General features: G+C 42.3%; 12 protein-coding genes. 8 read left to right on the top strand and 4 right to left on the bottom strand.

Going from position 1 to position 15,386, the window contains the following annotated elements:
- Positions 1-11 precede the first annotated feature (11 nt).
- From ACYZZR_RS00150 to ACYZZR_RS00140, 3 genes are all read left to right on the top strand, one after another.
- On the top strand, positions 12-881 hold the full coding sequence (locus tag ACYZZR_RS00150; protein WP_461531962.1) for a substrate import-associated zinc metallohydrolase lipoprotein: 870 nt from the start codon (positions 12-14) through the stop codon (positions 879-881).
- A gap of 113 nt (positions 882-994) precedes the next feature.
- Complete coding sequence (locus ACYZZR_RS00145) at positions 995-2,473, top strand: DUF4302 domain-containing protein (RefSeq protein ID WP_461531961.1); 1,479 nt, start codon at positions 995-997, stop codon at positions 2,471-2,473.
- Positions 2,474-2,529: 56 nt separating this feature from the next.
- Complete coding sequence (locus ACYZZR_RS00140) at positions 2,530-3,858, top strand: DUF4302 domain-containing protein (protein WP_461531960.1); 1,329 nt, start codon at positions 2,530-2,532, stop codon at positions 3,856-3,858.
- 86 nt (positions 3,859-3,944) lie between these two features.
- Here ACYZZR_RS00140 and ACYZZR_RS00135 read toward each other — a convergent pair whose 3' ends face one another.
- Complete coding sequence (locus ACYZZR_RS00135) at positions 3,945-4,541, bottom strand: RNA polymerase sigma factor (protein ID WP_461531959.1); 597 nt, start codon at positions 4,539-4,541, stop codon at positions 3,945-3,947.
- Positions 4,542-4,842: 301 nt separating this feature from the next.
- Here ACYZZR_RS00135 and ACYZZR_RS00130 point away from each other — a divergent pair, with 301 nt between their 5' ends.
- From ACYZZR_RS00130 to ACYZZR_RS00120, 3 genes are read left to right on the top strand one after another with little or no spacing between them, the layout of a single operon-like run.
- Positions 4,843-5,916 carry a TerC family protein gene (locus tag ACYZZR_RS00130; RefSeq protein WP_461531958.1) on the top strand — a complete coding sequence of 358 codons (1,074 nt, stop codon included), beginning with the start codon at positions 4,843-4,845 and terminating at the stop codon, positions 5,914-5,916.
- Between the two features lie 57 nt (positions 5,917-5,973).
- A complete protein-coding gene (locus ACYZZR_RS00125; protein ID WP_461531957.1) occupies positions 5,974-6,243 on the top strand; it encodes a hypothetical protein in 270 nt (89 codons plus the stop codon).
- Between the two features lie 9 nt (positions 6,244-6,252).
- Positions 6,253-7,197 (top strand): outer membrane beta-barrel protein, encoded by a 945-nt coding sequence (locus ACYZZR_RS00120; RefSeq protein ID WP_461531956.1) that lies wholly within the window; start codon positions 6,253-6,255, stop codon positions 7,195-7,197.
- Between the two features lie 131 nt (positions 7,198-7,328).
- On the opposite strand, the gene ACYZZR_RS00115 is transcribed toward ACYZZR_RS00120, so the two are convergent.
- Positions 7,329-8,087 carry a DUF2490 domain-containing protein gene (locus tag ACYZZR_RS00115; protein ID WP_461531955.1) on the bottom strand — a complete coding sequence of 253 codons (759 nt, stop codon included), beginning with the start codon at positions 8,085-8,087 and terminating at the stop codon, positions 7,329-7,331.
- 594 nt (positions 8,088-8,681) lie between these two features.
- Here ACYZZR_RS00115 and tssD point away from each other — a divergent pair.
- Both tssD and ACYZZR_RS00105 read left to right on the top strand, forming a co-directional pair.
- Positions 8,682-9,068, top strand: a complete 387-nt coding sequence (tssD, locus tag ACYZZR_RS00110) for a type VI secretion system tube protein TssD (protein ID WP_461531954.1) — start codon at positions 8,682-8,684, stop codon at positions 9,066-9,068.
- Positions 9,069-9,296: 228 nt separating this feature from the next.
- A complete protein-coding gene (locus tag ACYZZR_RS00105) occupies positions 9,297-10,298 on the top strand; it encodes a hypothetical protein (RefSeq protein WP_461531953.1) in 1,002 nt (333 codons plus the stop codon).
- 40 nt (positions 10,299-10,338) lie between these two features.
- On the opposite strand, the gene ACYZZR_RS00100 is transcribed toward ACYZZR_RS00105, so the two are convergent.
- Both ACYZZR_RS00100 and ACYZZR_RS00095 read right to left on the bottom strand, forming a co-directional pair.
- Positions 10,339-11,298, bottom strand: coding sequence for a PorP/SprF family type IX secretion system membrane protein (locus ACYZZR_RS00100; protein ID WP_461531952.1), 960 nt, complete (start codon positions 11,296-11,298; stop codon positions 10,339-10,341).
- A gap of 30 nt (positions 11,299-11,328) precedes the next feature.
- Positions 11,329-15,225, bottom strand: coding sequence for a T9SS type B sorting domain-containing protein (locus ACYZZR_RS00095; protein WP_461531951.1), 3,897 nt, complete (start codon positions 15,223-15,225; stop codon positions 11,329-11,331).
- Positions 15,226-15,386 lie beyond the last annotated feature (161 nt).

Below are 15,386 nucleotides of genomic sequence, written 5' to 3'. Positions count from 1 at the left end.
AATTTTAAGCGATGAAATCACCATATAATATATTGCAAAGCCCATGCCGATTGCTCGTGGCAAGTGCGGTACTGTTTGTACTGTTTACGGCTTGCGAAAAAGAAGACGCCATACCGTATGAACCCTATGAAGAAGCTGAGGTTCCTACCGATCCTACAGAGCTTGCCGTATACAATATACTGCAGGAGTATCAGTCGAAGATTATTTATCGTTACGACAGACGCTATAAATCGGCCGATGCCTTTGCGGCTCCACCTGATCACGATATGGTACTGCCCTACATAAACAATGTTATTCGCAAATTGTATATAGCCCCCTACGAACGGCAGAAAACAGATTTTATGCGTGAACACATGCCTATAGAGATGGTGATGTTTGGAACTTCTCTGAACTATGTAGAAGGAGATGAGCGCAACTTTAGCGCATCTGGTGTCGCCTATGGATTGAGCAGGATTATAATCACCGGAGTTAACGGTTACGACCTGAACAACCCTTCTTGGTTGCGAGGTCAATATGCCACTCTGCACCACGAAATGGCTCATGTATTAGACAAGATATACGGACGCCCCATAGGTTTTGATAAGGTGTCTACTGGTCTGTATGCCGGTGGAACAGCGTATAATGTGTTTAGCCAAGCCGAAGCTCGCGAAAGGGGATTTTGGAGAAACTACGGGATGACCAACGAGTCTGAAGACTTTGCAACCTGGGTAGATGGTTTGGTAACCAACCCCAAAGAGGAGGTGTTGGAAATCGTGTCGGCCAATGATCTTTTGAACCAGAAATATCAGATGGTTTATAATTTTTACTTGGATAGAGGGATTGATATTCACGAGTTACAAGTTTATCTGCAGCAGATTTTAGACGATCTTGAAGAAGAGTGATTCCCCGTCTTAAAAAGTGAGGGCTATGCAAAACCGCTATGACAGCGCAATCGCGTTGGTGTCGCACAGCAAGCCTGAAGTCACATTAAATTATCAAACTATACCAACTCAAAATGAAACGAATATTAGACCATTTTAATAAAATCTCGCAGTGGGCGACACTGGTATGCCTCGCCTTAACTATTGTGGGAATATGGGGATGTAAGGATGAGACTACCGACTTACCCCCGCGTGCCGAGGCTGAAGATATAGCTGAAATTGCCGAAACTTACGACGAGATACTGACCGCTGAAACAGAGGGCTGGGTGCTGGTATACAAACCAGAGGCCTATAATGATTCCGTTTATATACAGCTGTGGTTTCAGCCCGATAGAGCATTAGAACTGATTTCTGGATACAGAGGTTTTCATACACGGCAAAGTGGAAAGAGCTATCACTATGAAGGTGCCTATCAACCGATTGTGGTTTTTGACGACACCACTGTGTTTACCGCATTGGCCGATGAACACAACGGCTCAAAAAAATTCAAGATCAATTATGTAGAAGACCGGGAAGAATTTGAATTGACACGTTCTGATGGGTATAACGATATTGTCTTTACATTGAAAAAAGCTGATGAAGAAAGCCTTAGGCAGCTCGACAATCAGGTTCAAGATATATTAGATCTAATTGCCTGGGAAGAAGAACAGGAACGGCTCTCACAGGAAACTATGAGTAAATTTAGAGATTTTGTGGCTATAGAATCTGATTTCTATTTCTACAATCTTACAACAGAAAATTTTTCGGCAGCAGTAAACGAACTAGACACTGTAAATCGTTCCTTAGAACTCACCTATAAGCAAACTCCTTTGTCTCCACCTTCAACCACAGCGGTAAACTATACCTTCTACCCAGAAGGGATAATATTTAACCCGCCCATTGAATACGGAAGTCTAAAGGTGGATACATTGAAATTGGGAGAAGTTGGCGATGTAAGTATGGAAATTCTCAGTGCGGGAAATACGGGATCTGGGTCGATAGGTTACAGTCACGAGGCTCCATATCTGTATACCAATGTAGCCGATAGAACGCAAACTGCGGCAGCGGCATTATACACTTATATAGGTAGTAGCAATTTGTTGTACACAGCAAATACCGACGATTATTTTTCTACTGAAACACTATCGCTACGAAGCGAATTGCGAGAGGTGTTTAGGGATAAAACCACCGATTTGGTAGACGAACGATTCAATTTGCAGCTCTATTTTAAAAGCAGTCCAACAAGTACGCCTTCGCTTCAGCTGAGCTCTCGAAAATCCGAAGGAGGAAACTCGTTTTACCTCCTGTCACATACTGTAGTCGAACCGGTCTTAGAAGACAATGTACTGCAGTTTGAGCTGACAGGAAATGCCTCCTCAAATGTGGTGAATACCGGGGTTAGAGATGACTACGAAGCTTTTTATAGGGAAATCTTTCCCGAAGAAGGAGTAACAGTGGTACCCTATCGAGTAGGGACGACTACGCGTTATCGCTTAGTAAGCAAAAAAGACAGTAGAATTTGGGTGAATTACGTTCACCAGGTGGCTGCCCAACGCAGTTTGGTATTCGATTAGTAGCTAGAAAAGTATAAACTTGTAACTGTCAGCAGACAGGCAATAACAATATTATTATGAAAAGAATTTTTGTAATTGCGATTCTCTTTTTTTCGGCATTTACCGCCTGTGAAGATTTGGAACACGAGAATGTCATTCCCGACGAAGCCGCAAGGCTTACAGATTTGCAACAGCAATATCAGGAGTTGCTGGTCGCTGCACCCAATGGCTGGTATATTGAGTATCAGCCTATAGATAGCTCCCCTTTAGTGTCTGTACACATGACTTTTTCTGAAGATGGAAAAGTGAAGATCATCTCCGATATGTACGGTTTTTACGACGAGATGGAATCTACTTATCGCATTGCCGGCGTTATACGTCCCGAATTGATATTTGATACCTATTCGGTGTGGAGTGTTCTTGCACAAAATTCGGAGGGCAGTTTTGAGTTTTTGATACGACCTGAAGACGATGGAAATATGACACTCACGCACGTTTTGGGAAATAATACTGAAAAAGAGTTTAGCTTACAGCAAGCCGATAGTGAGATGAGAGATGAGGTTATAGCTAAGTCGTCGGTTTCCAGATTGCTGTACGAGTTTAACCAAAATTCGTCGGCTTATTTCAAAAATGTCATATTAGAGAATATTTCGGCTTTTTGGGAACTCGATATTAACACACAGCAACTTCGGTTGAGCTGGGAGTCGGAAGAGCACGAAATTGTGAGCAAGGACTTTGTGTATTCCAATTTGCCAAACAACGGCATACGCCTGTCTGAGCCCTGGCAATCGGGTTCGGTAGAAGTATCTGAGATCTATTTTGGCGAATCGGATGAGAATACTCTTGAGATTACCTCTGCGGGTACTGCAGGTACAGGACAGATCGAAGTGGCACATATTCCGGCATTTCCCTATCAAGGTATGGTCGATTTCTTCTTACAAGAGGGAGGAGATGAGCGGTTTTACGCCTCTACTTTAGCTACGGCTGAGGATTTTTACAGCCCCTTGCTCCTCGAAGCCTATACAGCGTTGAAAGCCTCTGTAGGGGCAGATACCTACAATCTGCAGTTGTACAATAACAACAGTGGCTTTGGTCCGTCTTCAGTGCAATTCCGATACGTTATGCCCGACGGTGATTCGGGGTGGATGGCTTACCGCTATGAAGCAGAAAAAATAGACGAGAGCCATGTTGTCATTACACCAGATGGGACTTCGAGTAGCAATGCAGCACCGTATATTGACGAGGTTCTTGAGTTTATGGAGTATATCTTCCCGGAAGAGGGAGTGACTATTGTTCCAGTGGGACGATCCGGATCTCTTCAGCTTTTGCGACTCATCAGTCGTAGGGATAGCAGGTATTACTTAACTGTAAGGGTGGGTACTCCGGCAGGTGTTTACTTTGATTGATGGAAGGGATGCTCGTTTATTTTGTACAAATCAGAGAATGGGGGGAGGATATTGTGAACTGGGGTGATTTACTTTGCGAGTATTTTTTACAGGAAAAGTGAGATAAGAATAATTCCAGCGAGGTCTCCCTTGAAGATGAGGTATTCCTTCACGGTGCGGGTGGCTTTTACGATGTGATCGTTTACTGTTGAGGTGGATATATTTAGCATATTGCTCACCTCTTCATAAGTCTTGCCCTCCAGTTTTACCAGCTCAAATATTTTGCGGCGTTTAGGTGGTAATCTTTCTATGGCATACGACAGCGATTCAGTAGTTTCACGGTGAAAGAGTCCTTCTTCTATATGTGTGTAATTGGCGGTAGAAGTAGCGATGAGCTCTGCTTCGAGTTTGCGGTCGTTAGCTACTTTTCTGAAAAAATCTATCGCCATATTGCCCGCAATGCGAAAGAGGTAGGCTTCCACGTTTTTTTTGGGGTCTATATCACCGCGTTTTTGCCAGACCTTAATGAAGACTTTTTGCAGTAATTCTTCGGCTATTTCTTCCGACTTTACAATCTTGAGAAGATTTCCATACAACTGTCCTTTATAGGTGTGGTACAGCTTGTCGAAGGCGCGTTCGTCACCTTTCTTGAGCTGCCATAGCTGTGATGAGGTAAATTTGTCGTATATCTTCTTGTCTTTCATATTTTTTTTATTTCCCTCAGGCTTGAAGGAATTGGTGTTGTTACTACAAAAGATAGCATAAATATAAAAAAAATTAACGGTTGTTATATCATTAGAGGATAAAGCTTGGGCACGAACACTGGCGATAGTGTCAAGTTTAAATACTTATAGTGAAAAACCCTTGTATATTTTTGAACTAAACGGAAAAATCGCATATTTGTCGAATGCAGAATTAGAAGTGTTTATGAATAGCCAAAAACTTTAAACAACTGAGAAGAAGCAAAGAAACAGGTAGTAAAATTAACCGATAAATAGAACTAAAATGGGGAAATTGCCCGACGATCATTTGATAAACCACCCGTGGTTAATTGCAGGGTTTGCTATTGCAGTAATTGTGATGTTGTTGTTGGATTTGGGAGTCTTCAACAAGAAAAGTCATACTATTTCAAACAAAGAAGCTCTTTCCTGGACACTGGTTTGGATTGCGCTTTCTATGATTTTTAGCGGAGTGGTGTACTGGGTGTTGGACAGACCCTACAGTATTACGGATAATTTTTCTAAGTATCAGGCGGCTTATTGGATTGAAAAGGCATTGTCTGTAGACAACCTCTTTGTGTTTATATTGGTGTTTAAGTTCTTTAAAATACCCAAAGACTATCAGCACAAAGTCTTGTTTTGGGGAATATTGGGAGCCTTGTTCTTTAGAGCCATCTTTATTTTTGCAGGAGTAGAGTTGATAAAAATGACCTATTTGCCAGCTTTTAGTGTAGGTAGTTTAAACTTTGTTTTGGATATCGAAACCGCAGAGCATGCCAATTTTGTCACCAACGAATTTTTTAGACCTAATGTGGTACTAACCATATTTGGGTTGTTCCTGATTTTTGCCGGAATTAAGTCGGCAAAATCGTCTGATAATCCCGAAGAAGAAGAGGGCGATCTTTCCAAAAATATAGGAGTGCGTTTGGTGCATAAATTCTTTAAGGTGAGTAAAGCGTTCGACAGGGATCGTTTTTTTACCGTTCAGAATGGGATTAAAATGGTAACCCCTATGTTTGTTGCTCTGGTGGTTATAGAAATCACCGATCTGGTCTTTGCAGTAGACAGTATCCCCGCTATTTTTGCCATAGCACCCGACAGTCCTTTTATATTGTACACATCCAATATATTTGCTATATTAGGGCTGCGCTCTATGTACTTCTTACTGGCAAATTCGATGGATATGTTTTCCAAATTACATTACGGTTTGGCAGTGATTTTGACCTTTATCGGAGTAAAAATGCTGATTATGCCTTTCTATCATTTTGAATCTACGGTCTCTCTGACTATTATCGGCTCGGTATTGGCCTTGGCTGTGATATGGTCTTTGCTGGCCAATAGAAAAAGTGTTGAAGAGTAAAAGGAGCCGGATAGAAAGTTTCGGAGAAAACTTTGTACAACTAACCAAAACACCACCGTGAAAAAACAATTATTCTTTTTACTTGTTGCAGTGTCATTTTTTTCTGGTTATTCCCAGATAGGATTTGAAGAAGGTTATTTTATAGATAACAATGGAGAGAAAAACCACTGCTTTATAAAAAACATTGACTGGCGTAATAATCCCTTCGGCTTTGTGTACAAAAAAGACAGGGAAGGAGAAATACATCAGGCCGATATTACAGCTGTACGAGAGTTTGGCATCAACGGTGAGTACAAATACTTAAGAGCCACCGTAAAAATTGACTGATCCAGTGATATGCTGACCTCTCTTTCCGAAAGTAAAGATGCCGTTTTTGAAGAAGAACAGCTATTTCTCAGAGTATTGGTAGAGGGAAAGGCTTCATTATACCAATATGTAGAGAGAAATCTGATAAGGTTTTACTACAGTACAGACAGTGAGGAGATGGTTCCACTGATTTACAAGAAGTATCGTATTCCCGATAGTGGTGTGGGTGCAAATGCCGAATTTCGACGACAGTTGTGGGGAGGTTTGAAGTGCGATGACCTAAAAATGGAGCGTATCAATGCGATAAGGTACAGAAAGTCGGAATTGATATCCTTGTTTACCGATTATAATACCTGTGTGAATGCGGGTTTTGTGAATTACGATAAGAACCACAAGCGGGGGGATTTCAACCTAACTGTGCGTCCTCGTATTTTCAGTGGTTCTCTAGGGATAGATAATGAGCAAGCTTCGTATGGAGAAATAGACTTGGGTAGTCGAACGGGGTTTGCACTGGGGTTGGAGGCAGAATTTGTCTTGCCGTTTAATAAGAGCAAATGGGCTTTGGTACTGGAACCTACCTATCAGATGTACAAAACCGACAAAGCCGTAGCTGCCGAAAATGTGTCTGGGGGAATATTGGAAGTAGACATGGAATACAAGTCTCTGGAAATCCCGATTGGACTACGGCATTATTTTTTTCTCAATGAACAGTCTAAACTATTTGTAAATGCTTTTTATGTTATGGATGTCAATATGGACGGATCTATGGAACTTAAAAGAGTCGACAGTTCTGTTTTGAATACCCTAGATGTAAAAGGGCGCAACAATCTGGCTATCGGGGCAGGCTATAAGTTTCGCGATCGCTACAGTGTAGAGCTGAGGTTTCAAACTTCAAGAGAGGTGCTGAACGATTATGCCTTTTGGAGTAGCAATTATCAGAAATTAGAGCTGATTTTGGGCTGTACTTTGTTTTAGGGTAGTTATTGAATTTACATTTATTGCCTGTAAATCATCGTGAGCAAAAGAATGCAATTTTCGGCGCACTTGCTGCTTCCGAATGCTAGACCATAAAAGTGTTGAGATGTGAGGTGTTCTCCACTTAAAAACTACTTCTTCCCAAAGGGATTTTTCACTATCATATCAAAGCCAAAATAATGGCCTACATGGTCAAAGTCTTTTCCCATAGGGTTGCTCATATAGCCGAGGTTAAAGGTGATATCCCGTTGTGGTAAACCGTGGGAGTAATACACGGAAAACCTACTTTCGCTGTATTCCCAAACTCCCCATTTTTCCTCCTTGTTGGTAGCAAACAGAAAGTCTGCCGTAGTAACCAGTTTTTTGCTTTTATCTGCGCTGAGGTTTACCGTCATTTTTGCGGCAAAACGAGTTCGGAATTGTGCTTTGTTTTTGTAGGGATCAAATTCTGGAGTATAGAACAATCGCAGTTCGGGGCGGAAAGTAAATGCAAAGTTGGTGAATGTACCCGGGACGAGGTAGGCGTAGCGCCCGGATAGCCTTATTTCTTGGCGGTGATCGTAGGGGGAGACATCGTAAAATTGGTTTTGCCAACGGTAGCTAATGGCCCCAGAATACTTCCACCGCTCTGCAAAATGATGTTCTATTTCTTGGTTGATCACATAGATCATCGCTCTTCCAAAAGGATTGTCGTCGTCATAACCGTTTACACTACCCAAACCCGCATAGGTGGTCGATACTATACCCTTCTCGGCATTGAGGTCTTGTTTAATCCCTACAGCGAGCCAAGAAGAAGTGTCGACAGTCCTTCCGAGTCCGGGAGGAATGATTTGAGCATGGACTGAGGAGACTAACAAGCAAAACAAGGCGGTGTATAAGGTAAATTTCATAAGGGTGTATTAGTTGAAAAAGTTAATTTTTTAGCTCAATTCTAAAATACTCATTAAACAAAGGGGAATACTTTGTGATTTCCCATATGGACAGCACAAAGGAAAATAGCAAATTGGGAATGAATTGGGAATAGCAAATTCAAGACCATTTTCAGGGTTTTATATTGATTGTAATATTTCGGCAAGATACGGAATACCTGAATAAAAAAGAGGCTGCCTTAGTTTTTAGACAGCCTCCTTTCCGTAATTATAAGGTTATCTTGTTCAGTATTTGACTATTGATATAAATTTATACCACAGCAATCTGACGAATAAAACCATTCCCTTTTGGGAAAATTGCTCATGAGACAAGGAGGACCTATGATATTTTGGTTATTTCATTACAGGTGTACAAGTGTGTTACACCTCTAAAAATGTAGGAAAACAGGAAGGTTCGTATGAAATAACTTCTATAAGATTGCAAAAAGAAAACATTTTTTTAATATTTATTTTTGCATAAAACCTCATTGTGTCATATATTGCATACTCTTTAACTCAATATTTGATTTGGTATTTTTTTATTATTTAACCTTAATTATTTAAATTTTAAGTATTATGTCATTTAAAGCAACACTAGAGGTTGGCGGCAAGAAAGTAAATATCTTGAACGTCAGTTACGATTTGGCACAAGAAGTAGATGCCACAGGGCGCCCTTCATCTGTAACTCGTGGAGGTCGCATTAACTTTACCGTTGAATCTACCGGAGACTCTTTTTTCTACGAGTGGATGACCAACAATTTTGAACGTAAAAACGGAACCATAACCTACCTGAAGCGGGATACTGATGCCAAGCTGAAGGAGATGAAGTTTACCGAAGGCTATATGGTGAAATACAAGGAGAATTTTGATCACAACGGAGACAATCCGCTTACAGAAACCTTTACGGTATCTTGTAGAATGTTGGATTGTGGAGGCGGAAATCACACTAACGAATGGGTGTAATCACGGCTGTCCGTTTTTCTATTTAACAAACAAATCAAATATGATTGGGGGAATGGTAATCATACCGTTCCCCTTGTTTGTATCGGTAAATTGTCAATACTTATACAGCCCGCCACGCTTTGTGAATATTGGTAGTTATAAAGCACATATTGTGATTACTTCCCGTTGAAAATCAGGAAATTAAACATGATAATACAACCTATACTTTCTTAAAATAAAATCATAATTATGAAAAACACAAAGCTTTCTCTTCTACTCTTTTCAGCAATCGCCTTTATGACATTATCTTGTAGTGACGACGAGAATTTGGATTCAGACGGTACTGGAGACACTACACCCGAACAGAATTTGAGGCTGAGTAAATATTCCGATTCGGAACATACAACTTATACTTTCTCTTATAATTCAGATAATTTTCTAGTGGGATATGAAAATGTAGAATTTGGTGACGTTTATGACATAGTGTATGATGCAGATAATAGAATAACACAAATTGGACAGGCAAATTATGTATACAATAGTGAAGGACAAATTGTGAGCATGAACAATCCAGATGATTTTGCTCATAAAGACATCAATGCTGACTTTACCTATAATGAGAAGGGACTTATTTCAGAATGTGCGTTTGAATACACCTTCAATCTAGGAGAGCCTTTATATCGCCCTGCTATAAAGACTTTTGAATACGATAGTGAGGACCGTTTGATTACCTTGACTGTTATGCGAGAGTCAGATAATCCGGATGATCCAAGAGGTAACGAAGATGAGCGCTATTTTTTGTCTTATGATGATGCCGGCAATGTAACAGATATCAGAATAGAGGGGACGATTGACGATGGTGAAAAATTTTATGAATTTGGAACAATTAGCTTCACCTACGACGACAAAATAAATCCGAGTTATCATATGCTCTCCGCTATGGGGGTTAAATCAAACTTAAATTTGTATCCCTTGCCTATCGGTTCGATTAACACAGAGGGAGTTATAGGAGATGAACCTAACCCGATAGAAGGTTTCGAATTTATAGGAACCTATATTTATAGCCCTAATAATGTTATAAGTGCCAGTTATGATGGCGACTACGAGCTAAGAAATTTAGAATACCAATACAATGAGTTTGACCTTCCTGTCTCCGCAGTAGAAACCATTATAGGATACAATGGGGAAGAAAAAACGATCAACCATGTTTGGGAGTATGAAAGTATTGAGAATCAAAGGGAAATAAAATAAAATGAGGGAGACTCTAGTCTGTCTCTAGATGCTCCATAAATCAATTATTGTTGAAATTATACGACAATAGAATACCGTGAGTATTACCGAGTAGAGCGTTTTTAGCGCCTAGATTATAGTGGTACAGTATGCGAAGTTGTCGGAATAGTTGAATTCCGGCAAGGAAATTTACCGCGCTGTTACTTCGGTAACCGGCTCCGATTTCAAATTTGTTTTGAAAACTAGCTGCGAGATTGAGGTCTAGCTGCAAAGGCGCACCCTTTTCACGCTTGAGCAATAAGTTGGGTTTAAGTATAATGTTTTCTTTGTATTCATTCAGATAAAAGCGATATCCAGCATATGCGTACACGGGATTTGACAATTGAAGGTCATTTCTAGAAGCGAGCTTATCTCCCAGTACGTTTGGGGCAGATACACCGATATAGAAATCGGCGTTATTGTACAACAATCCTACTCCAACAGTTGGTATGGAAGCGTGTATGTTTTCTGCAAATAAGGGATCGTCGGCGATCCCCAATTCGAGGAGATTATCGCGAAGTTGATGTACACCTGCTGTGAGTCCGAACGACAATACATTTTGGTGGTAAATTTGCCAGGACGGGCGATCGCGTTTGAGGTCGAAAAAGATTTTATAGGAATAGGCGATATAGAATCGGGTATTAGTAGTCACTCCAATTTTATCGCGTATGGCTGCAGCACCCAATCCCATTTTACCTTGCGACAGTGGCAGGTGAAAACTGAGTGACGAATTTTCCGCACTGCCTTCAAAACTATTGTCAACAAAGCCGGAATGAGCCAGAGTGGCCTGTGCACCCCAGCCCATTCCTGCATAAGCGGGATTTACGATAAAAGGGTTTTCGTTGTATTCCGGAAACGAAGCAGTTTGCTGGGCAAAGGCAGCGTGCATTCCACACAGTAACAATATCAGTGAGAATATGCTGCAATTCCCGATTTTTGCTTCTGTGTTACCTCTTGTACCAATGTAATCTTTATACCCCATATTGTTTTATTGGTGGTTATTGGCTCTGCATTAGCGCCTCAGTACCAAGAATCCTTTTACCTCTCCCGATTGTCCGTCTTTACGGGTTTGTATCGTGAAAAAATAAGTGCCTTCGGGTAGCCGACCCGCTCCGAGAGAACTGAGTTTATTGGCTTCTCCTCGGAATATATTCGACCGATTGTCGTACTCTTCTATTTGAAATACCATATCTCCCCAGCGATTGAAGACAGAGACTGTGTTGTCCGGATAATCTTCTATACCTTCAATCTCCCAAAAATCCCGTATGCCATCGCCATTAGGTGAAAAGCCATAGGAAGTTTTGGAGATGTCGGCCAGAGCTCTGGTGGTAAAGGAACTCTCTCCGCATCTTTCTGCCATGCCTGCTGCGTTAAACGGAATTACTGAAATATAATAGGTGGTATTTTCCTCCCAACTGCTTGCCGGGAAAAAGGAAGTTGTTGTCATTTCCCGCCTGTCGATTATATCATTTCCTCCCGGATAGCTGCCTATAGTGAGATAGTATCCATCAGTATTGTCGGTGGGATTCCAGTGAATACCACTGTCTAGGCTCACTCCAGTAGCCCCGTCAGCTGGGCTGCTGACGGAGACACATGAAGGGACCGGATTTTCCGTAGTAAAACTCAGTTCGGTACATCCAGAAGCACTGCCTTGCACGTTATAAGGCACGACAGTAACATAGTAGGTGGTGTTCACATCCCAGAAAACAGCCGGGGTATAACTGGTTTCTGTAGTACTTTGCCGATCAGCGATTTCTGTTCCCCCCGGAGTAGTGCCGATAGTGAGGTAGTACCCCTCAGCGTTGTTTTGTACGTTCCAACCGATGGAGGCATTTAGCGCCACTTCGGTAGCTCCGTTTAGCGGACTGTTGATTGTCGTACATTCGGGTGCCGTAAGCAGGGTTTCGGTGGTAAAGGAAATTTCATTACACCCCTGGGCTTCTCCGGCCTCGTTATAGGGAATTACAGAGACATAGTAGGTGGTGTCTTCCTGCCAGGGCATGCTTGGCGTAAAGGAGGTAGTAGTAAGCTCCTGTCGGTTTGCAATTTCCGTTCCTCCGGGAGTAGTGCCGATAGTGAGGTAGTACCCCTCAGCGGTGTTTTGTGCGTTCCAACTGATGGAGGCATTTAGCGCCACTTCGGTAGCTCCGTTTAGCGGACTGTTGATACTTGTGCATTCGGGTGCCGTAAGCAGGGTTTCGGTGGTAAAGGAAATTTCATTACACCCCTGGGCTTCTCCGGCCTCGTTATAGGGAATTACAGAGACATAGTAGGTGGTGTCTTCCTGCCAGGGCATGCTTGGCGTAAAGGAAGTAGTAGTAAGCTCCTGACGGTATGTAATTTCCGTACCTCCTGGAGTAGTGCCGATAGTGAGGTAGTACCCCTCAGCGTTGTTTTGTGCGTTCCAACTGATGATGGCGTTGATCGATACCTCGGTGGCTTCGTTTGCCGGACTGTTGATACTTGTACATTCGGGAGCTATGAGCAAGGTTTCGGTAGTAAATGAAACAGCACCGCAGTTTTGAGCATTACCGGCGGCATTGTAAGGAATGATGCTGACAAAAATTTCCGTATGCTCGGGGAGTGGAGTGTCAAAAGTATAAGAAGTGTTATTGCTTCCCACTATGTCGGTAGTTGCGATATCGTTGTTCCCTGCGCTGCTGCCTACTCTCAGGCGATATCCATCTGCATCGGCTATAGCCTCCCATTCCAAAATACTGTTTACCGATACCTCGGTGCTTCCCGGAGCAGGAGTGATAAGTGTGGTACAGGAGGGAACACCGCTTTCAGTCCCCGTGGTAAAAGTGGTAATCGGGCATCCGCTTTGATCGCCGTCTGCAAAATAGGGGACGATGCGGACGTAATAGGTGGTGTTTGGTTCTAATGGCTCTTCCGGGGTGTAAGTGGTGTGCTGTTTTACATCTTGATTGCTAAGTAGATTGTCGGCTTGGGGATTGGTTCCTATGCTCAGTCGATAGCCACAGGCTCCTGTTATTTCGTTCCAACTGATTTCTGCATTCAGTATCACATCGGTTTCTTGGTCGGCAGGGGCGATGATATCCGTGCACTCTTTTACAACCCCTTCTACGTTTACAGTGATATTTCTTCTTGTCAGTATAAGATTCTTGCCGTCAGTTCCGGGGGGATTGCTGTTTTCTAAGGGCACAAGATCGCTGGTCACTTCGCAGCGATATACACCCGCATCGCATTCAGAAATGTTCTCTATGGTGTATGTGGCACTATCTGGAGCATCGGGAATGGGGCTGCCGTCTTTAAGCCAGCGGTAGTGGTTCTGGCTACCTCTTACGGTAGTGGTCAGAGTAAGTGAAGAACCGGCATCTGCGGTTTCTGTCAAGACTTGATTAACCTTGTTTTGAGGGGCGTAGGAGTACTCGCGGAAGATGTTGTCAAAATCATCAGGAGAGGATTTGTTGTCTCGGTAGTAAATATAATCGCTGTGTTGAGCTTCAAAATCCCCAAAGTGGAAGTTGTTGTTGTGAAAAACAAGTCTGAAGTAACCCGTGTTTTGATTGACCTTGGAGCTAAAATCGGGTATTTTTCCAGACATTCGGTTGTCATTTACGACCAGACTTTGTGATGACAAGGTAGTCTGATGGTCAAAAAATTGCCGTATCACACTATTTCCGGTGATTAGGTTTTGAGATACATTGAGGTGACGCAGTTCTGTATTTGCAGAAATATCGAGAGAGGCCAGTTGGTTGTCTTGTGCATTAAAGGAGGTGAGAAGTGGGTTCTGACTGAGATCAATGGTAGGGGCTATCTCATTACTACTTAGGTTCACATCTTCCAATTTTGGATTGTGGGTAATATCGATTGAAGTGAGCTGATTGCTGCTAAGACTCAGCGTTTCAAGTTCGGGGTTTTGGCTGAGGTCGATATTGTTTAATTGGTTACCATTGGCAGACAGCTCTTCTAATAGTGGATTGTGGGTGATGTCTAATTGTTCCATTAGGTTGTAGTCCAATGAGAGCCGGGTCAATAAGGCATTGTTGGAAAGATTTAGCTCCAGAGGGGTGCTGCCCCCATTAGAGCGGATTTCCAAATCGGTGAGAGCCGGACAGTTTACAAAAGAGAGCGGATGGTTGATTCTATGTCCGGAAATGGATACTTCTGTGAGTTGATCAGACGGTGGAAGTTGAATGGTGGTGACATCTGTTCCAATCAAATCGATAGTTTCCAGTAACGTACATGAAGATAAATCCAAACTACCCATATTTCCTCCAAACAGCCTGATGTGTTTGAGAATATTTTGGGAAGGTATGGTGACGTTTATGGTAGAAAGCCCTACTCCCAAGTATAAACTTTCCAGATTGGTGTAGGAGCTAAGATCGATATCGATGTCGAAGTCTGAGTATATATACAGGTCTCTTAGGGTATTGGAATTAGGAAGTATAAAGTTTTCCAGATTTTCGAAATTGTAAACCTCTAGCACTTCCAGCTTGTTGTTTTGTGACAGGTCGAGAGTGGGGATGGTCGATACATTACTCATTCCATTAGCCTTAGCGACGAGAACGGTGAGTTCGGAATTGGCGGAAAGGTCGAGGGAGGCGAGTACTTCGTTTCTGTCAAAGTGCAGTTCTCGCAATGCGGTGAGGGTAGTTAGGGGTAGGGTGGGAAACTGATTGGTTCCGGCGTTGAAAATTTCGAGATTCACAAATGCTTCCAGTCCGGAAAAGTCGGTGATGTCTGTGCGATTGATCTCCAGTTCGGTCACGGCTTCCGCATCTGTGTTTAGAATGTTTCCATTCATGCCGTTGGAGTCTATCCCCAGATCTACGAGCTGTTGTTCAAAAGCGCTGTCTGGTACAGGAGTAGTCGTTTGCGCGAAGCTAGTGCCCCCCGTGATAATTAACAGAAAAAAAAGTATCTCAAAAGCCCCTACTTTCATAAAATCGCAATTTGCCCGCAAGCGGAATAATCTGCGAGGCAAATGTATTTAAGCGCAGGGGCAAAAATGTTTCATTCTAAGGAGTGAGACCCTTTTGTAGACCTTGTGTAATAAGGGGATGGTGAATTTTTGAGTTTAGTTTTGAACAGACTGTTTAAGTA

Source organism: Sinomicrobium sp., from assembly GCA_029266035.1.
Taxonomy (GTDB): domain Bacteria; phylum Bacteroidota; class Bacteroidia; order Flavobacteriales; family Flavobacteriaceae; genus Sinomicrobium.
Note: the sequence above shows the minus strand (reverse complement) of the source record. Positions and strands in the feature narration are given on the sequence as shown.